Here is a 23797-nt window from a genome sequence, read left to right on the forward strand (position 1 = left end):
ATGCAGCCACATGAAACATTTACCGGCTCATACCAGCCCGGTGACGTGGAATTTCTGCTAAAACCGGTTGTCATTGAGATGACGCCAGTTGAGAAAAAAGAAGAACTGATTCAGTCCGGGAAGAAACATTATTCGGACATGCTCAGCCAGGAGCCAGCGCCTACACAATGGCATCTTGATTTGTTTCACCGGGCGCTGGATCGGGGCGCAGAGAGGCTTGCAAAAGAAGTCACACAGCTCGCTATTGCTCTGGCCGAACGCTTCGGTGATGAGCCCATTGTACTGGCCAGTCTTGTCAGGGCTGGCGTGCCGCTCGGCGTTATGCTGCACCAGGCCCTGCGTGACATGGGGAAAACCTCATGGCATTACGGTATCAGCATCATCCGGGATCGTGGAATTGACGGTGCAGCCCTCGACGTCATTGAAGAGCGGCATGGTACCAGCGGTATTGTCTTTGTTGACGGATGGACAGGTAAAGGCGCAATTACCGGAGAGCTTGTACGCGCACTGAAAGATCGCCCGGGCTATCCTGAGCAGCCGCGACTGGTTGTCCTGGCCGATCCCTGTGGCTGCTCCTGGCTTGCAGCCAGTGATGATGACTGGCTCATTCCTTTTGGCATCATGGGTGCGCCGGTGTCAGGCCTGATCTCCCGGTCAGTATGGTCCTCTGAAGGATTACATGGGTGCATGGTTTGCGAGCATCTCAGTGAATTCGAATGCAGCCGGATGCTTGTCGATACCGTCGCTCATTTCCGTAAGAAGTTAACACCGACATCCCTCGCTCCCCTGAGCTGGAATACGGAGTCAGCTCGGACTTTATGGCAGACAAGTCGCGACGTTATCGCGTTCCTGGCCGATGAATTTAAAGTGGACAGCGTCAATCGTATTAAACCCGGTATTGCTGAAGCAACCCGGGCTGTATTACGTCGGGTACCGGAGCATGTATTTGTGCGTTCTATTGACGACCCGGACGTTGCCTTGCTTGTAGGGCTTGCTCGTGAAAAGGGAATAGTTGTTACAGAAATGGGGGGAACCCTCGGCCAGTATCGGGCTGTAACCATTATCAAGAAGGTACTCTGATGAAAAATCGTCTTTCTCCCTGGAATCTGGGAGCCACGCTATACATGCCTGCAACACGGGAAGATATTGCTGATGCCGTCCTGCACGGGAAAATCCCGGAATTACGCTCTCTGGTGATTTGCCTGGAGGATGCTGTTAGTGAAGCAGACATCCCTGTAGCCCTCAAAAACCTTGAGCAGCTGCTGCACGAACTCAGTAACAGCATGCGTAGTCTGGGTAAAAATGACTGGCCTCTGGTGTTCATTCGCCCCCGGCATGCCGAAATGGGCAAATGGTTAAAAGCGCATTATGATCTTTCCGCTGTCGACGGGTTTGTGTTGCCGAAATTTACCCTCAGTTCGTTAGCTGAATGGTGGGATATCATGGGCGGGACTCACCTGTGCATGATGCCAACGCTGGAAACAGAAGACGTCTTTGACGTGGTTCAGATGCGCGAGCTGGCTACTCGTCTTGAGGAACATCCCTGCCACGACCGCATTATTGCGCTTCGAATCGGTGGCAACGATCTTATGAATGTTGTGTCGCTTCGCCGTCCCCGGGACCTGACGCTGTATGACAGTCCGATGGGCTACGTCATTAAAATGCTCGTTTCGGTCTTCGGACCGCGTGATTTTGCCCTGACCGCGCCCGTGTGTGAGCATATTGACGATCATGCCGTTATGGCCAGAGAGCTGGCTCTTGATATGGCACATGGGCTTGTCGGGAAAACAGCCATTCACCCGGGTCAGATAGAGGTCATTCAAAACGCGCTGATGGTCACTCAGGGTGAGCACTCTGACGCTCTGCGGATCCTGAACTCGACCCAGGCAGTGTTTAAGTCGCAGGGGGCAATGTGTGAACCCGCCACACATCGCCGCTGGGCGGCTGGTATTCTGGACAGAGCGCGTTTTTACGGATTACAGAACGAGCAAAGTACCGATGGAATCAGATTACTTACCGTGACTCAGCATCATTAAGGAAATAATAATGGGGTTCAGGTTCAGAAAGTCGATCAACATTATTCCTGGCGTTCGCCTCAACCTGAGTAACGGTGCACCGAGTCTGAGTGTCGGCCCGAGAGGTGCTTCCGTTTCTTTTGGTAGCCGGGGGACCTATGCCAATCTGGGCTTGCCCGGTACCGGGCTGAGTTACCGTACCCGGCTTGACCGTGCCGCGCGTTCCGGAGGTGGAAACCGGACGGCAACCGACCCGGGGCTCAGACAGGCGCTTGAGCAGGAAGCCGCTGAACTCATGTCAGCGGTAACCGCAATCCGTAATATTCACGAGCTGACGCCGGATCCAAAAACAGGCATCAGCTGGGCAGAGCTGGAAGCAGTATACCTGCATAACAGAACGTCGCCTTTTCAGGTTCCGGGACCGGTGCGTCCAGAAAAGCCAGACTACCTTGCATTGCCGGAAAAGCCTGCCGAGAGCGAAGGCATTAGTTTTCTGGGTAAATGGTTTGAATCGGAATCAGCTAAAGCTGAGCGCCACGCCGAAAATCTTCGCCGGTGGCAGCAGGAGCTGATTGATGTGGAGCGTGAGAATACCCTTCGACAGCACCGGTACCAGCAACAACGGACGGCCTGGGCCGAACAGTATGCAAACTGGAAGTTTGAGGCTGAAGAACATGAAAAACGGCTCGCCACGGCTCAGGCAGATGCCCGGCAGCAGTTCCGCACAGACGCCGCGTTTTTCGAATCATACCTGGCTGGTGTGCTGGCAGAAACTGAATGGCCGCGTGAAACGCTTGTTGCATTTGAAGTAAAGCCGGAGCTATCAGCAGTCCTGCTGGATGTTGATTTAGCTGAGATTGAAGATTTCCCTGATAAGATTTACGGCGTTAATGCCCGGGGCACGGAGCTGACGGAAAAAGCCATGACGCAAAAAGCCGTACGCGAAAACTATGCCCGCCACGTCCATGGCTGCCTGTTCCGCCTGGTCGGTATCGTTTTACATACGCTACCGTTCGACAACGTGATTGTGTCAGGCTTTACGCAACGGGTCAGTAAGCGGACCGGCTATCTGGAGGATGAGTATATCCTGTCCTGCAAATGCACTCGCAGCCAGATGTCGTCAGTAAATTTTGCAGGCATAGAACACATTGATCCGGTTGAAGCGTTAGGCGATCAACCGGTTATTCGAAAGATGAGCAGTACCTTCATTTTTCAGCCTATTGAACCACTAACCCTTTAAGCAGGCTAAATCTTACGATGCAATTAAATACCAGACAGGCCCGGATTTTTAAGCTTGCCAACTTACTGGGCACCGGCAAGCCCGTTTCCGCTGCCGACATTATAACCAGTCTGGAATGCTCAGAGCCGACATTAACCCGGGCCCTCAAAGAGCTACGCGAGTCATATTCTGCGGAGATCAAATACAGCAAGGCAGGTCATTCCTATCATCTCGTTAATCCGGGCCAACTGGATAAAAAGACCCTTCGCCGGATGAATGAAGCGCTCGCACAGAATGCTGAACTGAAAACCGGTGAGTCCACAGGGAAGGTCGTACTCGATAAGGATAAAAAAACAGCCGTGTCATTATCGCTACGCATGCGGATTCTAAGAAAAATTGACCGCTTGGCTGCGCTGAGTGGCTCGACCCGAAGTGAAGCGGTAGAGAAGCTGGCTCTTCACTCCGTTGATGAACTGATAAAAGAATACAGCGCTAAAAAGTCCTGACGCTAAATCTCAGACCGGGGTGAAAACCCCGGTTTTGTCATATTTCACCTCTGTATTGGCGTGACGGAGTTTTGTTCTATTCTCCACCCGCAAGGTCAGCAGCGCCTTACTGCCTACAAAACCTGGTGTCTTGACATCCTCTTGTGCTACACATCAATCTTTGGGCGATTTACACTCCATTCATGCAGATCTGTGATGTATGATGATTTTCATACATAAGAAAGTTTATTTTTTCCCGAGTTTTTTCAGAAATCTGATATTCCAGTACGGTCTGAATTATTTTCTGTTGATAAGAGGCCATTCACATGTCGGTAATTCAATGGTGGTTAACTTATTTCTTCAATGCCGCTTCTGAGTATTTAATATCCACCCGACAGATGTCGTGCCGTTTTATCAAATCAACAAACTCTGGCCTCTTCCTGAAACTACTCTCCTCTTCCGATCTCTTAAGAAGGAATTACATTTGAGACGCTTACCCGTATATCTGCTACTCGACACGTCCGGCTCTATGCATGGAGAGCCTATCGAAGCGGTTAAGAATGGCGTTCAGACGCTGCTTACCACGCTGAAACAGGATCCGTATGCACTCGAAACGGCATACGTGTCAGTGATCACCTTTGATTCTTCAGCCCGACAGGCAGTCCCCCTGACAGACCTTCTGAGTTTCCAGATGCCAACACTAACAGCCAGCGGCACCACGTCTCTTGGCGAAGCGCTTACTCTCACGGCCAGCTCAATTGCCAAAGAAGTACAGAAAACGACGGCTGACACGAAAGGTGACTGGCGTCCCCTTGTATTCCTGATGACGGATGGAAGTCCGAATGATGACTGGCGTAAAGGCCTGAATGACTTTAAAGCGGCCAGAACCGGCGTTGTTGTGGCATGTGCAGCCGGGCATGATGCCGATACCAGCGTCCTAAAAGAAATCACTGAAATCGTGGTTCAGCTCGATACAGCTGACAGTTCGACGATTAAAGCTTTCTTTAAATGGGTCAGTGCGAGCATTTCGGTAGGCAGTCAGAAAGTGGAGTCCAGCAAAAAAGAAGTGATCGGTCTTGAAGACCTGCCACCGCCGCCGCCTGAAGTAAATGTGGTCTTATAATTTTATTGATTAAGGGGATGTCATGTCTGTCAGTCTGAGCAAAGGCCAGGGCGTAAGCCTGAAAAAAAATGAATACGATCTCTCGTCCGTTACTATCGGCCTGGGTTGGGATATTAATGAGGAAAAGAAAGGTTTCCTCGGCGGGATCTTTGGTAAAAAAGAAGAAGAATACGACCTTGATGTGATCGCTTTCCTGTGTAATTCAGCCGGAAAGGTGACCGATCTCGGCAATGTGGAAAATGGCAAACCAACGCTTGTGAATGGCGATATCATCTTTTTCAACAGCCTCCGCCATAAGTCAGGCAATATCTGGCTGACGGGCGATAACCGAACCGGAGCCGGTGACGGTGACGATGAGCAAATTATTGTGCGCCTGAATTCCCTTGACGCTCAGTACGAGAAAATTGTGTTCATCGTTCAGATCTACAATGGTGAAAAGCTCCAGCAGCACTTTGGTAAAGTTCAGAATGCCTTCATCCGGGCAGTCGATGCCCGTAATATTGAAATGGCACGATTCGATCTTTCTGGCGGACCCGCCTTCGCCAGCCAGCGCTCCATGGTTTTTGCCGAGCTGATACGCGAGGCTACAGGCTGGAAACTCAGGGCAATTGGTGAGCCTTCAGAATCAGATTCGTTTGTCTCGCACCTGAGGAATTACATGTGATGCGCCGCCTGCCTGTTTACCTTGTTATCGACACATCCGGCTCGATGCGCGGTGAGTCCATCCATTCCGTTAACGTTGGAATTCAGGCGATGCTTAGCGCTCTTCGCCAGGATCCCTACGCCCTCGAAAGCGTTCATATCTCCATTATCACCTATGACAATGAGGCGCGTGAGTTCATTCCTCTCACGCCGCTGGAAGACTTCCAGTTTTCTGACATCGTTGTGCCAAGCGCAGGCGGGACGTTCACCGGTGCTGCCCTTGAATGTCTGATGCAGTGTGTTGAACGGGATGTGCGTCGCTCAGATGGTGATACCAAAGGAGACTGGCGTCCTCTGGTATTCCTGATGACTGATGGAACCCCTTCTGATGCCCTGGCGTACGGTGAAGCGGTAAAAGCGATTCGCGGCCGGGGATTCGGATCCATCATTGCCTGCGCCGTTGGTCCTAAAGCAGGCCATGAGCACTTAAAACAGCTCACCGATAAGGTTGTATCTCTGGAGACGCTAGATTCAACCGCGTTTGCAGGTTTCTTTAAATGGGTATCGGCCAGCGTGTCTTCGGGCAGCACAAGCGCAGGGATCAATAACGGAACAGATACCCTTCCCCCTCCTCCACCAGAAATCCAGCTGGTGCTCTGAAAGACAGAAAGGTGCTGCTTTCCGGGCAACACCTTTCTGTACAGCAACGTTTTCTGCTGGCCGTACCAGCCGTACGAGGAAAATTATGAGACGCCTTCCCGTGTTTTTTGTCCTGGACTGTTCAGAGTCCATGATTGGTGAAAACCTGAAAAAAATGACTGATGGTCTGCAAATGATCGTCGGAGATTTAAGAAAGGATCCACACGCACTTGAAACAGCCTGGGTTTCGGTAATCGCATTTGCCGGTGTAGCCCGTACGATTGTTCCTCTTCACGAAATTGCCTCGTTCTACCCTCCCCGCCTTCCCGTTGGCGGCGGTACGAGCCTTGGGGCCGCATTGCGTGAGCTGACCGTGCAAATTGATACCCAGGTCAGAAAAACCACTCATGAGGCTAAAGGCGACTGGAAACCCGTCGTGTACCTCCTTACCGACGGACGTCCGACTGACGACACAACCGCTGAAGTGAAGCGTTGGAAGGATCACTACGCGAGTAAAGTGAATCTTATTGCCGTTGGCCTGGGGCCGTCAGCGGACCTGAATATCCTGCGGCAACTGACAGAGAATGTCATGCTGTTCACCGAGTCTCAGGAAGGGGACTTTACCCGCTTCATCAAATGGATCACGGCCTCGGTTACGGCGCACAGCCGCAGCGTCGGGGACGACAAACAACCTGAGCTAAGCCAGACTGAATACATAGTTCGGCTGGCCAAGGACGAGACAGTAAAAGCGTATGATGAAAACTGCGTTACGCTTACCGGCCGTTGCAGCAAGACCCGTCGTCCGTACCTGATGAAGTATGAACGGCCACCAGCAAGGGTTTCCGGACTCGATTTCAGCCTGAACCTGAACAGCTTTAATATTGCCGGATGCTATCCCATCGATGAGGACTATTTTGCGTGGTCGGATGCCACCGCTACCGGTTTGCAGGTAAACACCAGCGAACTGCATGGCGTACCGGGTTGCCCCCACTGCGGTAATGCCAGTGCGTTTGCCCTGTGCTCATGCGGAAAGTTGCTGTGTATTGACGGCCCGGATGACGTGATCTGCCCCTGGTGTGAAAAAGGCCTGTCATTCAGCAATGATGGCGGAAACACTAACTTCGACGTAAACAGAGGAAGAGGTTGATGTCGCAAGATGCTTCACTTGAAGAGAAGATTATCCGCTTAGTTCTGTCTGAGCTGAGCCACCCTGTAGAAGGTGAGCGGCTTTTTCTTCTATCGCAGGACCCATCCCTTACCGAAGAGATTATGCGGCTTAAAGAGCGGATTGAGGGCCTTGCACAGGGTTTATCTGCGCGGGTTAGTGAAGGTGATAACGACCCAGAGATTGCCGCCTCTTCAGCTTTCAGTCTTTCCGATCAGCAACAAACGGTCGTAAGTGTTGCTGATAACCCGGCCATTGACGCTACCGATACACCATTACTGCAACCCCTGACAGAAAATGAACCTCATCCTCCGTTCTGGAAATTGATGCCTTATTACGAATTTGATAAACCAGCACAGAGCGAAGACGAAAACCTGTCTTCCCAGGCATTAAAACCCGGGCAGATTCCGACAGGCCAGAAGCGGGCCGGATTAGCAGTGCCACCTGCCTTTCCCCCGAGAGCTAAAATAACTCTACCAAACGCCCGCGCAGGCGAACGTTTCTCTTCGCCGGTTGCTATCGTTCTGGATGAGGGCAAGCAGGCTACTGTCAGGGACGTTGTCTTTCCCCGGAACATTGGCCTGTCTTTTGACAAAGAACATGAGTTGCTGACAGGTACACCCACCGAAAGCGGCGATATAGAGCTTTCAGTACTCTGGTCATGCGCTTCGCACGACGAATGCGAAACAAAGCTACTTTTTATAGTCAACCCCGATCCGAGAAGTCTGTGGAAGGTGGTAGAACCACCAGCAGATGCTCCCTACCCTAAATCCCATCTGGACGCTGCTGGCCTAGTCAGAGGTGACATACGTATTGCTGCCGCCAGTCGCCGGGGACGCTCTCATGAGCATGCCGGGAGCTTCAGAGATGACGACTTCTATATTAACCACTGCCAGGAAACAGGATGGTCTGTCATGCTGGTCGCTGACGGGGCCGGTAGTGCAGTAAATTCCCGGGAAGGCTCCCGGATTGCAGTCAAAACGGCTGGCGATTACCTTTTCAATCAGCTCAGTGGCTTGAAAGGCATCCATTTAAAAGAGCACATCACGGCGTGGGAAGGGAGCGATCAGCAGGCAACCATAAATGCCATGCTTCATCATTTTAAACAGGCAGCTACGCTCGCGGTCAACAGCATCCAGAATGAAGCCATTTGTGCAGAACAACCGGTGAAATCCTATTCAACAACCCTACTTGCTACTGTAGTGCTACGAACTGATAAAGAGCTGTTTGCGGCTGCATTCTGGCTTGGTGATGGTGCGATAGGTGCATACAGCCCTTCCGGTAAAGTTAGGATACTGGGAAATCCCGATAGCGGAGAATATGCAGGACAAACCCGCTTTCTTGACCAGAGCATTATCGCAGACCCATCGTTTAGCGGCCGCATCAGCGTGGGTAAATGGAATGATGTATCTCATTTGATCCTCATGACAGACGGCGTATCAGACCCTCTGTTTGAGACGGATAACGGGCTTCGCAGTGATGAAAAATGGACCCGTCTCATTGATGAGCTCAACCCTGTCCTTGCAGACGCCAGTATTGCGCCTGAGAGGTTAGGCGACTGGCTTAACTTTTTCTCCACAGGGAACCATGATGACCGCACTATTGCGGTGTTGTGGTAAGGGATACGCTTTTTCGGTGGTCAATATGACAAATATCGTTACGTGCAAAACAAAGGACGGCGAAACAGTCCAGTATGTTGACGAGGTAATTGGTTCGGGCTCGATGAAGGATGTTTACTTTTCGCCTGATAAATCTTACGTCGTTGCTTTTTATCATAAACCGCAGAATGAGCAGGCCCGGGGTCGGATTGATATGATCACCGGGCGCTACAGGCAAAATATTTTTGGCCAATCCGGTGGTGAATACTGGAAGGACCTGTTTTGCTGGCCAACCCACGTTGTTGAGCATGGGGATAAAATCGGTATCGTGGTTCCAACCTACCAGAGCCACTTTTTCTTTAAATACGGCTCTAAAAACGATGATTTTCTGGGCATAAAAGGCCGGGAGAAAGAAGGCAAATGGTTTGCCAGCGCCAGCAACCAGAATAAATTTCTCGACCCACGTGAACGAGGCAATACGCTTACCTATCTCAAGGTCTGTCTGCTGCTAACAAGAGCCGTCAGAAGGATGCATGCGGCAGGTCTCTGTCACAGCGATCTAAGCTATAAAAACGTGCTTATCGATCCAGAAATGGGACATGCCTGCATCATTGACGTAGACGGCCTGGTTGTCCCTGGAAAGTATCCTCCCGACGTCGTGGGCACCCCGGATTTTATCGCTCCGGAAGTGGTGAAAACCAGCCATCTTTCCAAAGAGGATCCGAACCGCGTATTGCCAAGCATTACTACTGACCGTCATGCGCTGTCGGTGCTTATCTACATGTATCTGTTCTTCCGTCATCCGCTACGTGGTGGAAAAATACATGACATGTCGGATGAAGTACGTGATGAGGCCTTATCTATGGGTGAGAAGGCACTCTTCATTGAACATCCGGCAGACAAAAGCAATGCAGTCAAAGTCAGTCAGCTATCCTCCTTTTCACTGCCCTGGGCTGACCCGGAGAAAATTCCTTACACCATCATGGGCCCTTATCTGACGCCTTTGTTTGAACGCGCCTTTATTGATGGCTTACACGATGCCACTAAACGCCCGACCGCCGATGAGTGGGAAACTGCCCTGGTTAAAACAGTCGATCTGATACAGCCCTGCCAGAACAAGGCGTGTGAACAGAAATGGTACGTTTTCTCAGGTAAGACAAAGCCGGTTTGTCCCTACTGCGGTACGCCATACAAGGGTAAATTACCGGTTCTAAATTTATATTCATCCCGAAAGGAAGGCAGTTATCGTCCTGACGATCACCGGTTGATGGTGTGGAGCGGGCAGTCAATCTATGCGTGGCATGTGAATCGCCTCATTGCGCCAAATGAGCGCACAACCGATGCACAAAGGAAACGAGTTGGGTATTTTGTTTTCCATAACGATCAGTGGTGGTTAGTAAATGAAGGCATAAATGGGCTTATGTCATTACCGGATAAACGACAGGTTGCGGTTGGAGAAAAAATAGAACTGACAAATAACGCTCAGTTTGTGTTGTCAAAGGAAGATGGTGGAAGGCTAGTAGTTGTTCAATTAGTAGAAAACTAACGAATACCACTAACCAGATAAAAAACGCCTGACTTGCAAGTTAGGCGTCATACATGTCGCCTGTTTTCCAGCCAGTCTCCGCTATTGCTTCATCACTATTTCGAGGTCCGGTGATCCACAGCCGTTCCCTGGATGCCCTGGATGCGAATGCCCATGGCTCATCAGGATCAAGAACAACAGTTTCTTCACTGAGCTCCGCATTTTCTGGTTCAGCGGGTATAACTCTTTTTGAATCTAAAATCCAGGCTTCAGCCTCTTCATGCTTGCTCAACAGGAAACGGTACAGGTGGCAACCTCCTCCGTCATTTATGGCGTACAGCCTGAATCCATCCCCAAACTCAACAGTGACGACATTATGTGACATAGTGCTCCAAGAAACTTAGCATTACCCCGGGAAGCTGATTCAGCTGGAGCTGGTGGTCACTTCTTGGACTTAGGCGCAGTTGCCTCCTGATTGTATAGGCTTATTGTATTTTGCATAAGACCGTACCGCATTGATACAGGCCTGGCGAATAGAGTCAAATGAACGAAAGCCCGGGGAAACAGCATTCCCCGTATTGTCCAACAGGAGAGTGCTTCCCATTGAGCGTACCAGTTGAAATTCGTGCTTCGATTTGTCTGCCGTAACCTGAATGATGAAAATGGTTTCGCCGAGCTGGCTGTTTTCAATGCCGGTTACAGCTGCCTTGATCGAGTTTCCTCCAACTACCATTAAATCGCAGGCATACCATTCACGAGCAGACGAACTCCATTTAGGTGAGTTGTTCTTATCTGGCCACTTAATCCATTCTGAGGCTGAATTAGGGGACAACAGTAGTGTATTCAGTAACGAAAGCGGATTGTCATCCATACCGGATGCCCAGCATTCATTGAAGAAGGGGATGAAGATATCCGGGTTAATCACGGCAATGTAGTCGAAGAGCGCTTTGTTTACCTGCCCCGCTCTGTCTGGCATGAAAAATAGCCCTATACGCGAGCCCTTCGCACTTTTCCAGATGGCACCAGCTGGCTCGTAGGCTGAGTTAATAAAAGTACCCACAGATAAACCGACAGGCGCAACTACCAGTGCCGGAACTACTTTGCGAAGACCATCCATTACCGGTCGTACAAAGACTCTCTGTCCTTCTGTGATGCAACGAATAATTGCCTTGGTGATGATGACAGCCGGAGAAGGAACACATGTCAGGCCGTTCTGCATGACATGAGGTAACATAGACCCTGAAGCTGAACTGACGACGGTTCTCAGGCTCGTCGGGCAATTTAACGTATGCTCCCCCGTGTCAGGACTGACAAGATGACCATTCTCTGTCTGATAGATATGCTCGAACGGTGCTAAATTTTTCACCAGTTTGGCCTCGGTGTTTTCTTCTCCGGCTTTTCAGTTTTCTTGTTGATCTGCCGCCACTCCCAGGGAGGGATCGGGGATTTATCTGACCACAAGCCAATAGAGGCATTTTTAGCCCCAGTATCAAATTTGATGTAGGAAGGCACTACTGCCTCATCCTGAAACCTGTAAACCCATGCAAGGCCACTGTCTACCATCGAAGCATTGATGTCATAGCCATCCAACCAGATGGTGCCGAGCTCCCGACCGTAAACGTCTGGACCATGATTCACAACCTTTACGGTTTTACCGGCCACGGCGGTACTCAGTGCCTGTTTCGACTTCTGCCCCCATGCCTGTTTGCTTTCAGGGGCATCGATGCCATAGAGGCGTACACGGATATTGGAGTTCTGATTGTCCAGAATCTGTAGTGTATCGCCGTCAATGACTTTGACGACCTTGCCCTCAAACGACTCTACTGCCGCGAAAGCCGCGACAGGGATGGTCCCCAGTAGGCAAAACTAGTTGACGTCTAATAACCGGCATTGTGAGCAAAACGATAGTCTGTACTATTAGGCTATTTTATTGTCTATAGAATGCCCCTCGCTGGGTTGGGAGGGGCATAAAGAGTTGCGTATTCTGACCCAATGTGAACACCCATTCTGGCGGGAAATACCACGATTTTGCACTATGATCAGAATCACTGTTCATTTTACCAGAATCGGCACCCCACCGGAATTACTGTTCACGCCGCCAGATAAACCAGTGCACCGATGTCAGCAGCATCTCACCGGTGAAAAATGCTTTGCTACTGCAGACCTGGAACGAGCTTTAGTGCTGCGAACCCCTTCAACTAGCGACTAAAGAATAGTTACAACATTCATTGTAAAACGAGGGTGTTCCGGCCCTTCGGGCCGGAGCTGCGTCGGTTCAGCTGGGGTCTGGCGTGTGCACGGTATAGGGTTTCAGCCTGAAGAAGTCCGGCATACGGGCAGGTACTGAGTTCATTCAAATGATTCACAAACGGTAGTTTCAGCATCAACTGGCGACGGGTTGCCATCGGCAGAACAGTTCTTTTTTGCTGCTTAAAAAAACCACAGCGCAACTATTACTGACTTGCCGCCGTTAGCGCGATGTAAGTCTAATAAATCCACTTTGTTCCGGGAGTGGTATTCCAGTGACGCACTATTTCACTTTATTGCTCTAATGGAATCCTCCATCTCTACTGATATACGTGTCACCAGCATGTTGCTATATTCGATCCGTTGCGAACTTCATGCAGTCAATCAATTTATGAAACCACATGACATGAGAGTGTGGCTGAAGATGAATAAGTGAACACTCAAACTCTGTATGAAATTTAAAACATCCAAAATATGTTAACGGAATTATTATTAATTATTAAAACTTATTTTCACGCTTACATCATAAAGTTTGATGGCTATCACAAATTAATTACCCATAATTTTAAGGGTGTCTCATAAGTAATTGATAATAAACACCTGTAAATGCGCGCTATCTTTATTTTATCAATTTATAAAGCATGCGAAACACATACAATGAGAAATAACTAGATACGTAAATATTAGCCACTAACAAAACCATTCATAAAATATTACTTCTGCCTTGTTAGTTTCCCCTTCTATCAAATGAGGGTTAAAACATAATAACTTGCCTTGTCGCTCATTATCACCCTGGAGAATTTGTATGTCACCACAAAACGACAACCACCTCCTGTTACGCATGAAGTCGGTGGAAAATAGAACCGGACTTAAGTGTTCGCAGATTTATGCCCGTATAAAAGAACATAATTTTCCCGCATTCATAAAAATTGGCCCAGCCAGCGTCGCCCGGCTCGAGCAAGAAATGAATGAATTGAGGAAAAAAATTAACCAGCGGTAATTGCCTCTCTGATACAGGAGCAATCATCATGAATAATACCCCCCGGACACTCATTACGGTCCCATTGAACAATTTGTACCCCTTCGATATGAACCCCCGACTTGTTCGTAACCCTGATTATAATGAAATAAAAGAGTCAATCCGTTCACGAGGTCTGGATCATCCCCCTTCGGTGACCCAACGTCCCGGCGAATCGTTTTACATTATTGCCAGCGGTGGAAATACCCGACTGGCTATTCTGAACGACCTCTGGCAGGAGACACATGATGATAAATACCGGAACGTCACCTGTATATATCACCCCTGGCAGTCGAAAAAAAGTCTCGCTGAAGGTAATTTGCACTGCCTACTCGGCCATCTGATCGAAAACGAAATGCGGGGGTCACTAACATTTATTGAACGCGCACTGGGTGTTCAGCATGCGAAGGAACTGTATCAACACACCAATTCAGGTTCTCTCTCGCAGACTCAATTGGCCCGGCAACTGTGCCACGACGGATTTCCGGTGACGCAGTCCTCTATCAGCCGGATGGAATCCGCTATTGAATTGCTGCTCCCGCATATTCCTGACGTACTGTATGGCGGTCTTTCCCGAACTGTGGTTGAAAAGATACTGCTGTTGCGAAACAGTACCGAACAGTTTTGGTTTCAGCAATCAGCAAACCGGGATGACCTGCCGCTGTTTGCCGATATTTTCGCTCTAGCCCTGTTGCCTTTTAATGGTCCGCTGGTCGGTTTCTCTCTTGAGCATCTGCGAGATGAACTAACTGGCTTAATCAGTCAGGCGCTCGAGATTGATTACAACACCGTCGCGCTGATAACCGACAGCCGCAACATGAAGCGCCAGCATCTGCTCGGGATTGCGCCTCCTACGATACCGGCCTTGGCACAACAACGAACCCGCCCGCCGACGCCCACCATACAATCAGAAACAGCGCGAACCTCTCCTCCTCCAGGAGAGGATAACGTCAACAAAGAGGGTACCGAAGATTCTGTCGTCACGTCTGAGTTTTCTGATATCCCAGATCCTACCCTTCCCGCAGCCGAAGATAACCAGACAGTGGGAGCTGCCTCAACGGCACATCATTCGCCCACCGGCCCTGATACTATCTGGGATATTGATCCGCTAACGGATACTCCGGAATACCTTGCTACTGTCGCGGATCAGTTGGCCTGGGAGCTGGCAGCGACAGCCGGCCTTGCCTATCTTATTTCACCTTCTGTCATTAATGGATTTGAACTTGCCAGCCCGGAGACCAAGATTTTCGGTGACGCCAGGCTCATGTTTCAGCTTTTGTCTTTTGTCGCAGGAAAAGCATCCGACTTCCCGGCGATCTGGCACCAGTTGCTGATCGGATCACCAGGCCAGCCAGCACTCCTGAATGATACGACGATGATCCCGTTGTTCCGGCTGATACGCACATTACGTCGTCTGCATGAAAAGCAGCAGGAAGGAGTCATTGCATGATCCCGTCACTTAATTTTGCCGTGCTCACTGATGTGCTCAGTGCCCTGAAAGAGGGAAATCTACGTCACTGCGAATCCATGGGATTTACCTATGATGAGCTTAACGCCATAAACGCTCTGTCACTTGATGAGTTGTTTGCCCTCAGCCGCACATCTGCGCAGTTTATGAATGTCACGATACACCATGATGTTCTTCGCCAGATCCTGGCTCAGGCTCGTCAGGAACTCATACTGCAAAACCGGATTCGACAGGCCATTCAATTAGGAGGCTCCATTGAACTTCTCAATCTATTTTTTGGGCTGTCATCCGGAGAAATCAGCGCCCGTCGCCGGTTACAGGGGATATCACTGCCGCAGGGCCGTACCCAGATACCTGACGAAGAGATCGACGCCAAAATTTGGCGATGCTGGGAGCGATTACGCCCGGCAAATCTGTATTCGATGGATGCGCTGGATGCCATGTTGCAGATTACAGAAGAGCTTCAGGTCTCCGAAGAGCTGAGCTCGCATCCCAACGAACTGTCCCTGACCGTGGTATGGAATCGCATCATGTTGTGCGAAAAGGAAAAAGAGGAGAGATCCCATGGTTGATGAAATCGACCGCGATCAGGCGTGTAATGAACAGAGCCTGCAAACCTGCATTGATCAAATCCGTTCGTGCCGCTCATCCTCACCGTCGAGGTCCTTCTGCGTGCGCTGTGCAGAGCCCATCCCTGAGAAGCGACGACAGTTGATACCCGGCGTCAGCCTGTGTGTCAGTTGCCAGCAGGAGGTGGAGCAGCGTGGTTGATGGGGTGTGCGGTATATAATGTAAGCAGTCACTGACACGGCACCTGTAGCGTAACTGGCTGATTAATCATATCAATAACAACATCAATAGGCTGTGGCTTACGGAGATGCAAGGTGCAGCCTCAAATTATGCGGCCCCGCATAATCCGGCGCGACATTTATATATTCATCTGCTGTCGCTGCCGTCCGGCTGATTAATTTTCACCCGCCAGACCGGTTTTATCCTTGTTGACCCCCTCCCCGGCAGCGCATGGTAGCTCGTCCTCTCACCATTCGCCGGAGTTTATTATGAGCGACCCCAGTCACGAGCAATCGTATACCCTTACCAGCGGCCCGTTGCGCAGCGCCATCACCATCGAACTGCATACCCACCGTGCCGTCCAGCTCTGGCAGGGACGCCAGAGCTCAGCCTCACCGGAGGGCCATCCTCTGCACCCGATTATCGGCATCCCCCGTTTTCTGAACCTGCTCAATATCATCCGTATGGATTCCTCGCTGGATAATCCCTGCGCCGATCTGTATATGCTGAAACTCGAAGAGCGGCTGCTGCATGCCCGCCGCGAGATGGACCGGATGACGGGCAGCGTGAACGGTATTTTTAACCTTCTCCCCGACACGCTGACGGTGGAAAACTGCCTCAGCATCCAGCCTGTCCGGTTTCCGGTGTTCTCGGCCTCACAGCTGGGTTTTATCGGCATCTACCTGCTGACAGACTTCGATAAGCTGGCGCGTAACATCCAACTGGCGACCCATATGGCGCTGCTGAACCGCGTTGAGTGCAACGATCTCATTCAGCGCAGTTCGGGCATTATCCGCAGCATCTTCTCACTGGCCCAGAAATACCGCCGTATCCCCGTTACCCGGGAGGATTTTAAGGAGGACAACGCCCGGGCAAAAGCGGCGACGGCGCTTGTCGGCAAGCTGCCCGACGATATTCTTGATGGCTCCCGCCGTTCACAGTTTGCGCCGCCCCTGCGCCGAACCCCTTCCACCGAAAATCCCCCACCACCAGCGCCGGCGGATGAAACGGATGACGCTGCGCCAGGTTCCCCACAGTTCAGTGAAGACACACTGCCTGCGCCAGAAACGGAGGCGGAATAATGGCTGATCAGGGCTACAAACGCCTGGCTGACGAAGACTACAACTCGCTGGCTGATGAAAGCACGCTAAAGGGCCTTTTAAGAGTAAGGGAGCTGTCGCTGCTGGCGCAGGATGCGCTGGCGGCAAGAGCGATCCTGCACCAGATTCAGGTCCGCATGCTTCAGCGCGCCTGGCGCTTCCCGGTACGCTACTTACCGTTACTTCTGTGCCGTGGGCCAGCCCGCTCTGGTGCAAATTTTCTGCGCTGGCGCAACCAGGAGAACAACCGCTCCGGCGTACTGGCCTGGCAGGAGCTGATGCAGTCGCCACAGTTGCCGCCTCAGGCCAGGGAGGCCCTGCTGCAGATTGAGCGCGACCGGATTGTCTTCAACATGCAGATGTCCGTCCTCACCTTTATTCTGCGCCAGTGCCGTGAATGCGCCAAAAAAAACACCGATGCCGACACGCTGGCGGCGTCTCTTCTCCCCTCACCCGACAGGAAACATCATCATGGCCCGACGGGACTTAAATAAGCTGTGCATCATCGGTTATCTCGGCCAGGATCCGGAGATCCGCTACACCGCCGATAAACAACCCATCGCCCTGTTTTCCGTCGCCACAACGGAGAGCTGGCGCAACAAAGAGACCGGCGAGCATCAGGAGCGCACACAGTGGCACCGGGTGGTTGTCTATAACCGGCTGGCCGATGTCGCCGCACAATTCCTGAAACAGGGCAACCAGGTGTATCTCGAAGGTCGCCTGAAAACCCGGCGCTGGACGGATACTCTTGGCGCGGAACGGCTGGCCGTTGAAGTCATCGTGGATATGAACGGTACACTGCAGATTTTGGGCCACGGACCGGGAGCTCCCACCAGCGGGCAAACTGAAATCCCCCCTGAGCCAGAAACTGACACCCGGCAACCGGAATTGCCCGGATTATCAGAAAACAATCATAAGGAAGCCGCTGATTAATGAATGCTGATGTCTGAAAAATAACAGGAATGGCACCGGTACCGGACGCCATTCCTGTTTATTTTTATCTGCCGAAAACACTTTCTGCTGTTTCGTCCACGGCTTTTATCGTCTGATAGCCCTGCGTTACTCATCCTGTACGGATGGCCCTTTGACAGCAGGCTGAAAGCTGTCGCATCCCGGATGTAATGCCAGCCCTGAATGCTCAATACGACTGAAAATGAGCAGTATACCCGGTATACCGTCGTTGCTGTTTTAACCACTTCTGACCCCTGCGGGAGACAAATCCCGCACGGGATCTGTCTCCGGTCATAACATACCTGGAGATTGATAATGAACACTGAACACAAATATTTTGACCTGCACACCCGTGGAATTGGCTATGTGAATCGCCTGCGCACGGTCACGCCGAAAAAAGGCGATGCATTTACCGCCTGTACCATTGCTGCCCTGCGCGGTTCGACGGACAGCGTGGAATATACCTGGTTTGATGTACGCGTTTATAACGACGAAGCCGTTCGTCTACTCACCCGTTGCCAGGAGGCGCTGGCACGCCATGACAAGGTGTTGATTGCCTTTCGTATCGGAGATATCTGTCCCGAAGTCTTCGAATACCGCAAAGGCGAACGCGCCGGTCAGCAGGGCATCAGCCTCAAGGGGCGTCTGCTCTTCATCTCGTCTCTGTATATCAACGGTAGCCTGGTCTGGGCGCATGAAACAACGGTGCCGGAACCCGATGAACCGCAACCCGAACCACAACCGAAAGTACCTCCGACACCCGCTGTAAAAACAGACGTGGACGCAGTTCAGTTCTGAATCTGTCTCTCACAAACCTTCACTCACCTGTCAGGGGCGACTCCTGACGGAGCCAGCCTCTGCTTTTTTTATCACGAGGCAACCTATGACATCTTCAGCATCCCACACCGATATCTACCAGAAAGTCACCGACGAAATCATCGAAGCCCTGGAACAGGGAAATCCGCCCTGGATACGCCCCTGGCGCGATGGCGAACCGGTATTTCCACTCAACATTGCATCAGGACGCGCCTATAACGGCATCAACATTCCCCTGCTCTGGCGCAGCGCCGATAAAAACGGCTATGAAAATGACCGCTGGCTCACGTTCCATCAGGCACTGCAGGCCGGAGGAAATGTCCGCAAGGGTGAAAAATCCACCTTTGCCACCCTGTACCTGCCAAAAGAACGGGAATTGCTGGATAAAACCGGCGCGCCACTGCTGAACGACGACGGCTCGCCGCGGGTGACACAATTCGCGCTGCTGAAAGAGTTTCGTCTGTTTAACGTGGCGCAGTGTGAGGGATTGCCCGACGCGTTTCTGGCTCCGGTGGTCAGGATGAATACACCGCTGGAAACAGCGGAAAACATCAAAACGCACAGTGGAGTAACGGTTGCCCACCGCCAGCAAAACAGAGCGTATTACTACCCCGCACAGGACAGAATTATGCTCCCTCACCCGGCGCAGTTTCCCTGTCAGGAAGACTATTACAGCACCCTGCTGCACGAACTCACCCACGCCACCGGGCATCAGTCCCGTCTGAGCCGTGAAGGGATCACCTCACCCACCGCCCGGTTTGGCAACGCGCATTATGCGTTCGAAGAACTGGTGGCGGAGATGGGGTCGGCATTTCTGTGCGCTCATACCGGTATTGCGTCCCGGCTACAGCACGCCAGCTATATCGCCAGCTGGCTGAAGATACTCCGCGAAGACAATAAAGCGATTATCCGCGCCAGTGGACAGGCCCGTCAGGCCTGTGAATGGCTGCTGAAACAGGCGGCAGAGCAGCCTTACCGGCTTTCTGCGTAGCGCGATTTCTCAGACAACGCTTCCCCTCTTCTTCATTTACATTCACGAAGGACACATCGATGCCAGAAATTAACCCACCCGGCCCCGTCTGGAGCTTACGGCACGATATCACGCCCGCGTTTGGCGCACGGTTAGTTCAGGAAGGGCCAAAGCTGCACTTTCTTGCTGACCGGGCCACGCTCTCCGGCGAGTTTACGCCTGAACAATGTGAAAAGCTGGACGCCACTTTTCCGCTGTTTATTGCGCGACTTGAAGTGGCGCTCCACGACGGACGGCTGGATCCACGCCGCTCCACCAGGATAACCGACACCGTTAACGGACTGACCTGCGAAGCCGACACGCGCGGCTCCTGCGGCTACGTTTACCTCACCATTTATCCGGCCTGACAGGAGGAGACCTTATGGCTGCAATCATTCTATCGTGACAAAACACTTCCCGGGGATGCTGCCGGCAGCATGATGACACTGCCATCCCTTAATTCACGTTTCTTTATTCACAGAGAGCAGCATATGCGCATTTTAATTTCTCCAGGCCGTCTGTACGCCACCGCGGGCGTTAATCATCTGATATCACAGGGCCTTGATATTCGCCCCCTGCTTAGCCGACATTTACGCGGCGACTGGGGCGATATCGGTGACGATGACAAATTAGCCAACGATGATGCAGTCCGGATGCATAATGACAGAATTCTGTCGGCCTATGCTATTACGCCGGATATTAAAATCTGGATACTGACCGATGAAGGTATTACCACCATTCTGTTGCCATCGGAATACTAACCACCGGGCAAAATAGTCATTTCGGCACGAATATCATCTCACCTTTTATTTCTGTCTGAAAAACAATTTTCTCTGTCTGTATTTTCTTTGTTGATTATTCTGATGCTGTTTTCCTTCCCGTCATACATGGGCTCCTCAACCCCTTCGGGCATCATCCTCTGATGCCCGTTTTTTTCAGGCATAATGTTGAAATTAAAAACAGTAGTGCGGACATCAGTCAATCTTCATCACCCAAAATGAATTAACGACTGTTTTTATTTCTCTGGCCGTTAAAGTGGTCGGACAAGGCAACATCCTTCTGCCCTGTCGCCGGTGGCCGACCGGCAACCAACCGGAGCCTTTTGTGCGAAAGCGCCATGCAGATCGATTCGTCCCTCCTTTAAGCGAATCGGGATAATGCCGGAAAGGCACTATCTCCGGAGGTTCCTTAACCGTCAGGTAAAATCCTGCCAGCGCCATTATTCTTCTGAATTCTGGCGCTGTTCCTTTTTTATTATTAATAAAAATGTAATAAGCCACTTTATTTCCCCGGGCATAAAAGAATTTTGACTGTCGCCACCCGGGCCAGAGGCGTTTAATTGAAGGACCTAATGCTGTCGCCGACAGCGCCCTTTTAGCTCTGTGGTTTCCTGTAAGCAGAGTGTCCCCCCGGACCGGAAACTCCCTTCACATGCAAAATACCCGCAATATCCAAGGAGCACGTTATGATCCGTGATTTCACCATTATGCGCCATTCCCTTAAAGACGCCGACACCGGAAAATATACTGAATATTTTCATGTCAGCCTGTATTACGCCAGCGTCCCGGACGATCCCTGGAGCCGGTTTAATCACTATCTGTTATTCCCGACCCACGAACTGGCCCAAAGTTTTCTGAACCATCTCCGGACTGCCCGCAAATCCATTGACTGGCACTACTGGATATTGCAGGACGCCGACAGCCGGGCAGAACCCTGTCAGCAAACGGCCATGGTGGAAAGAGAAATACTTTCCCTGCCGTATTAGCTCAGTAAAAAACACGCTATTTATGGAGCAAATAAAAATGACGATATTCTCCCCGGATTTACAGGCTGAACTGCATCATATTTACCTTCAGGAAAAACACGCTGCCGGGCAGATACTACGACTTGCCCTGCAGCAGGGGTTCTGTCTTCAGGATCTCACTCGTCTGGCGGAAAAATACCGGATAAGCGTCAGCATTCTGGAGGAACACGACGGTAATTACTGCGTCCGGTATGCCAACGGAGACGGCTTTTTTCATCGTTGCTTTTATCACGACAGGCAGCAGGCGCTGTCGTTTATGACCACGTTTGATCTCTGCGGCTCTGAAACCGGCCTGTAACCCGTGTCAATGACGGAATATCTGCCAGACCTCATCCGTTACCACACCAGATCGGCCACTCCATCTCATTCCCCAAAACAGGCTCCGGCAACCGGGCCTGTTTTTTCATTCTTTTCCCGTATCGCTTTTCCTGCTGAAGCGATAATCCCGTCCTTGCATGCTGCTCCCTGATGTTATTTCCCGGAGAACCTGTGTGATGAAAATATCCCTTATTCCTGGCGTACTGTTACTGGCGGGTTGTACCGCCCGATCCGCTCCACCTTTACCCTGCCCCACGCCGCCAGCCCCGGCGCTCGCAGAAAGGGTGCATACCGCCCGCTATACGCTGGTTGATATCTCGCCAGCACAAACGCTGCGCTTTCCCCTGCGACAGATCATCAGTAAGACACTCCCGCCATCGGGAAAACATCATCGCCACCTGACCCGCGAAGAGGCGCTGCGCGGCTGGCTGAACGGCAGCGGTTACGGCCTGTGTTTACCGGTTACCACATCGATGAGGCTGTTCTACGGCAGTCCGCTGCCGGATGCCCAGCGCCGGATGGGGCCGGTACGCACCGAAGCCGCACTGCAGACCATTGCAGGCAGCGCCTGGGTGATGACCACCGATGAGGTCAGTCGTACCGTCTGCTGGCAACCCGCACCGGCCATCCGGCCACTGGGCTGAGGGCCATATTATGCGAATCCTTTTGCTGCAGATGATACCGTTTTTCTGCCTCAGCCTGACCACCTTCGCCGCCACAGAAACCACGACCACCGCACAACAGACAGCCCGCCAGGCGCTCAGTGAAGCGCAGCTGGCAGAGCGCTGGGGACTCAGTCGTGAGGAGTGGAGCCAGTACCTGCAACTCCGACAGGGCGAGCGCGGCATCTGGTCGCCGGGTCTCGATCCCCTGACCACGCTGGGCGTGGAGGCCGGCACCGATGAAGAGCGCCGCAAATATGCCGACCTGCTGGTGGAAAAAGAGTCCCGGCGGGTGGAAAAGGAGCTTGCGTTCCAGCGGGCTTATGATGCGGCCTGGAAGCGGCGTTACCCGCTGCTGACGCGAGTGACCGATGCCCGCCAGCAGACGCCGCGCTCCCCGACCAGCCGCCTGGCGGTCTTCGTGCGTGATAGCTGCCCGCCCTGCGAAAGGCGCCTGAAAACACTGCTGCGTTCCGGGCATCCGCTGGATATCTGGCTGGTTGGCAGCCAGGGCGACGACACCCGTCTGCGGCGCTGGGCGCTGGCGCAACAGATCGATCCACAGCAGGTCAAATCGCGGCTGATAACGCTCAACCATGATGCCGGTCGCTGGCAGCAATTCGGCGGCAAGCCGATCCCGTCGGTACTGGAACAGCAGGAGGGACAATGGCAGCCCGTAACCTCGCCCTGATCCTGCTGCTGCCCGCCCTGACCGCTCTGGCGTCATCGCATATTCCGTCAGGTTATCAGCAAGTGGCCCGCCAGGCACATATCCCGGCAGAGCTGCTCTACGCCGTGGCCCTGACCGAAAGCGGCACGGCGCTTTCCCGTGGCGTACATCCGTGGCCGTGGACGCTCAATGTCGGGGGCCGCGCCTGGCAGTACACCACACGGCAACAGGCATGTCGCGCCCTGAATCGGTTTTTGCGCACCCGGGACCCCCGGCGCATCGATGCCGGGCTGGGACAAATCAACATCGGCTGGAACGGGCAGCTTTTCGTCTCGCCGTGCGATGCACTGGATCCGTACCGGAATCTGCAGGTGGCGGCACGGCTGCTGCGCACACATTTCGACGCACAGCACAGCTGGCTTGATGCCGCCGGGCGCTATCACCATCCGGCGGGAGGGCAGCCCGCCCTCCGTTACCGCCAGAAAGTGGCCCGTTATCTGCAGGACCTCTCCTCATGAAAGAAGGAAAGCATGA

Annotated in this window: 30 protein-coding genes; 26 read left to right on the forward strand and 4 right to left on the reverse strand. The window is 52.1% G+C overall.

The window, feature by feature from the left end; all coding sequences use genetic code 11:
• From QQF33_RS08660 to QQF33_RS08705, 10 genes are all read left to right on the forward strand, one after another.
• The gene (locus tag QQF33_RS08660) at window positions 1–1080 is read left to right on the forward strand and encodes a cysteine protease StiP family protein (RefSeq protein WP_285149731.1); all 1080 of its coding nucleotides are present in this window, start codon (window positions 1–3) and stop codon (window positions 1078–1080) included.
• A complete protein-coding gene (locus QQF33_RS08665; RefSeq protein WP_285149730.1) occupies window positions 1080–2036 on the forward strand; it encodes an HpcH/HpaI aldolase/citrate lyase family protein in 957 nt (318 codons plus the stop codon). The genes QQF33_RS08660 and QQF33_RS08665 overlap by 1 nt, the downstream gene beginning before the upstream one ends.
• A gap of 10 nt (window positions 2037–2046) precedes the next feature.
• Window positions 2047–3255, forward strand: a complete 1209-nt coding sequence (locus tag QQF33_RS08670; protein ID WP_285149729.1) for a DUF4236 domain-containing protein — start codon at window positions 2047–2049, stop codon at window positions 3253–3255.
• 17 nt (window positions 3256–3272) lie between these two features.
• The gene (terW, locus tag QQF33_RS08675) at window positions 3273–3740 is read left to right on the forward strand and encodes a tellurium resistance protein TerW (protein WP_001176767.1); all 468 of its coding nucleotides are present in this window, start codon (window positions 3273–3275) and stop codon (window positions 3738–3740) included.
• Between the two features lie 463 nt (window positions 3741–4203).
• Window positions 4204–4842 carry a vWA domain-containing protein gene (locus QQF33_RS08680; RefSeq protein WP_023332848.1) on the forward strand — a complete coding sequence of 213 codons (639 nt, stop codon included), beginning with the start codon at window positions 4204–4206 and terminating at the stop codon, window positions 4840–4842.
• A gap of 22 nt (window positions 4843–4864) precedes the next feature.
• Window positions 4865–5506, forward strand: a complete 642-nt coding sequence (locus QQF33_RS08685; protein ID WP_000116681.1) for a TerD family protein — start codon at window positions 4865–4867, stop codon at window positions 5504–5506.
• Entirely contained in the window at window positions 5506–6144 is a 639-nt protein-coding gene (locus tag QQF33_RS08690) for a vWA domain-containing protein (RefSeq protein WP_001253658.1), read from the forward strand. Before QQF33_RS08685 ends, QQF33_RS08690 begins: the two co-directional genes overlap by 1 nt.
• A gap of 85 nt (window positions 6145–6229) precedes the next feature.
• Window positions 6230–7270: a TerY-C metal binding domain-containing protein gene (locus QQF33_RS08695; RefSeq protein WP_285157686.1), complete on the forward strand. Its 1041-nt coding sequence runs from the start codon at window positions 6230–6232 to the stop codon at window positions 7268–7270.
• Window positions 7270–8907, forward strand: a complete 1638-nt coding sequence (locus QQF33_RS08700; protein WP_285149725.1) for a PP2C family serine/threonine-protein phosphatase — start codon at window positions 7270–7272, stop codon at window positions 8905–8907. The genes QQF33_RS08695 and QQF33_RS08700 overlap by 1 nt, the downstream gene beginning before the upstream one ends.
• Window positions 8908–8932: 25 nt before the next feature.
• Window positions 8933–10432 carry a helix-hairpin-helix domain-containing protein gene (locus QQF33_RS08705; RefSeq protein WP_285149767.1) on the forward strand — a complete coding sequence of 500 codons (1500 nt, stop codon included), beginning with the start codon at window positions 8933–8935 and terminating at the stop codon, window positions 10430–10432.
• A gap of 40 nt (window positions 10433–10472) precedes the next feature.
• On the opposite strand, the gene QQF33_RS08710 is transcribed toward QQF33_RS08705, so the two are convergent.
• The 3 genes from QQF33_RS08710 to QQF33_RS08720 form a co-directional block, all read right to left on the reverse strand.
• A complete protein-coding gene (locus QQF33_RS08710) occupies window positions 10473–10796 on the reverse strand; it encodes a hypothetical protein (protein ID WP_285149724.1) in 324 nt (107 codons plus the stop codon).
• 69 nt (window positions 10797–10865) lie between these two features.
• On the reverse strand, window positions 10866–11777 hold the full coding sequence (locus tag QQF33_RS08715) for a hypothetical protein (RefSeq protein WP_285149722.1): 912 nt from the start codon (window positions 11775–11777) through the stop codon (window positions 10866–10868).
• Window positions 11774–12268, reverse strand: coding sequence for a thermonuclease family protein (locus QQF33_RS08720; protein WP_350319010.1), 495 nt, complete (start codon window positions 12266–12268; stop codon window positions 11774–11776). The genes QQF33_RS08715 and QQF33_RS08720 overlap by 4 nt, the downstream gene beginning before the upstream one ends.
• A gap of 1195 nt (window positions 12269–13463) precedes the next feature.
• On the opposite strand from QQF33_RS08720, the gene QQF33_RS08725 reads away from it, so the two are divergent.
• The 11 genes from QQF33_RS08725 (at window position 13464) to QQF33_RS08775 (ending at window position 20570) form a co-directional block, all read left to right on the forward strand.
• A complete protein-coding gene (locus tag QQF33_RS08725; protein WP_285149721.1) occupies window positions 13464–13658 on the forward strand; it encodes an AlpA family phage regulatory protein in 195 nt (64 codons plus the stop codon).
• 28 nt (window positions 13659–13686) lie between these two features.
• Complete coding sequence (locus tag QQF33_RS08730) at window positions 13687–15126, forward strand: ParB family protein (protein WP_285149720.1); 1440 nt, start codon at window positions 13687–13689, stop codon at window positions 15124–15126.
• The gene (locus tag QQF33_RS08735; protein ID WP_285149719.1) at window positions 15123–15716 is read left to right on the forward strand and encodes a DUF2857 domain-containing protein; all 594 of its coding nucleotides are present in this window, start codon (window positions 15123–15125) and stop codon (window positions 15714–15716) included. Before QQF33_RS08730 ends, QQF33_RS08735 begins: the two co-directional genes overlap by 4 nt.
• The gene (locus QQF33_RS08740; RefSeq protein WP_285149718.1) at window positions 15709–15915 is read left to right on the forward strand and encodes a TraR/DksA C4-type zinc finger protein; all 207 of its coding nucleotides are present in this window, start codon (window positions 15709–15711) and stop codon (window positions 15913–15915) included. The genes QQF33_RS08735 and QQF33_RS08740 overlap by 8 nt, the downstream gene beginning before the upstream one ends.
• A 287-nt stretch (window positions 15916–16202) precedes the next feature.
• A complete protein-coding gene (locus QQF33_RS08745; protein WP_285157687.1) occupies window positions 16203–17015 on the forward strand; it encodes a PFL_4669 family integrating conjugative element protein in 813 nt (270 codons plus the stop codon).
• Window positions 17015–17527: a DUF3158 family protein gene (locus QQF33_RS08750; protein WP_285149714.1), complete on the forward strand. Its 513-nt coding sequence runs from the start codon at window positions 17015–17017 to the stop codon at window positions 17525–17527. The genes QQF33_RS08745 and QQF33_RS08750 overlap by 1 nt, the downstream gene beginning before the upstream one ends.
• Window positions 17505–17966 (forward strand): single-stranded DNA-binding protein, encoded by a 462-nt coding sequence (gene ssb / locus QQF33_RS08755; RefSeq protein WP_285149713.1) that lies wholly within the window; start codon window positions 17505–17507, stop codon window positions 17964–17966. The genes QQF33_RS08750 and ssb overlap by 23 nt, the downstream gene beginning before the upstream one ends.
• 333 nt (window positions 17967–18299) lie before the next feature.
• Entirely contained in the window at window positions 18300–18782 is a 483-nt protein-coding gene (locus QQF33_RS08760) for a DUF3577 domain-containing protein (RefSeq protein WP_285149712.1), read from the forward strand.
• 85 nt (window positions 18783–18867) lie between these two features.
• Complete coding sequence (locus tag QQF33_RS08765; protein WP_285149711.1) at window positions 18868–19791, forward strand: ArdC family protein; 924 nt, start codon at window positions 18868–18870, stop codon at window positions 19789–19791.
• A 59-nt stretch (window positions 19792–19850) separates the two neighbouring features.
• Window positions 19851–20177, forward strand: a complete 327-nt coding sequence (locus tag QQF33_RS08770; RefSeq protein WP_285157688.1) for a type IV toxin-antitoxin system YeeU family antitoxin — start codon at window positions 19851–19853, stop codon at window positions 20175–20177.
• Window positions 20178–20246: 69 nt separating this feature from the next.
• A complete protein-coding gene (locus QQF33_RS08775) occupies window positions 20247–20570 on the forward strand; it encodes a hypothetical protein (RefSeq protein WP_285157122.1) in 324 nt (107 codons plus the stop codon).
• 213 nt (window positions 20571–20783) lie between these two features.
• Here QQF33_RS08775 and QQF33_RS08780 read toward each other — a convergent pair whose 3' ends face one another.
• Window positions 20784–21089, reverse strand: coding sequence for a hypothetical protein (locus QQF33_RS08780; protein ID WP_285149708.1), 306 nt, complete (start codon window positions 21087–21089; stop codon window positions 20784–20786).
• A 185-nt stretch (window positions 21090–21274) separates the two neighbouring features.
• Between QQF33_RS08780 and QQF33_RS08785 the strand changes: the two genes are divergently transcribed.
• From QQF33_RS08785 to QQF33_RS08805, 5 genes are all read left to right on the forward strand, one after another.
• The gene (locus QQF33_RS08785) at window positions 21275–21574 is read left to right on the forward strand and encodes a hypothetical protein (RefSeq protein ID WP_285149707.1); all 300 of its coding nucleotides are present in this window, start codon (window positions 21275–21277) and stop codon (window positions 21572–21574) included.
• Window positions 21575–21611: 37 nt separating this feature from the next.
• Window positions 21612–21911 (forward strand): hypothetical protein, encoded by a 300-nt coding sequence (locus QQF33_RS08790; protein ID WP_285149706.1) that lies wholly within the window; start codon window positions 21612–21614, stop codon window positions 21909–21911.
• Window positions 21912–22107: 196 nt separating this feature from the next.
• Window positions 22108–22575 (forward strand): PFGI-1 class ICE element type IV pilus protein PilL2, encoded by a 468-nt coding sequence (gene pilL2 / locus QQF33_RS08795; protein ID WP_285149765.1) that lies wholly within the window; start codon window positions 22108–22110, stop codon window positions 22573–22575.
• Between the two features lie 10 nt (window positions 22576–22585).
• Complete coding sequence (locus QQF33_RS08800) at window positions 22586–23284, forward strand: TIGR03759 family integrating conjugative element protein (RefSeq protein WP_285149704.1); 699 nt, start codon at window positions 22586–22588, stop codon at window positions 23282–23284.
• On the forward strand, window positions 23260–23781 hold the full coding sequence (locus tag QQF33_RS08805; RefSeq protein ID WP_285149703.1) for a transglycosylase SLT domain-containing protein: 522 nt from the start codon (window positions 23260–23262) through the stop codon (window positions 23779–23781). Before QQF33_RS08800 ends, QQF33_RS08805 begins: the two co-directional genes overlap by 25 nt.
• The last annotated feature ends 16 nt before the right edge of the window (window positions 23782–23797 follow it).

The sequence above is a fragment of the Lelliottia wanjuensis genome, from assembly GCF_030238365.1.
Taxonomy (GTDB): domain Bacteria; phylum Pseudomonadota; class Gammaproteobacteria; order Enterobacterales; family Enterobacteriaceae; genus Enterobacter; species Enterobacter wanjuensis.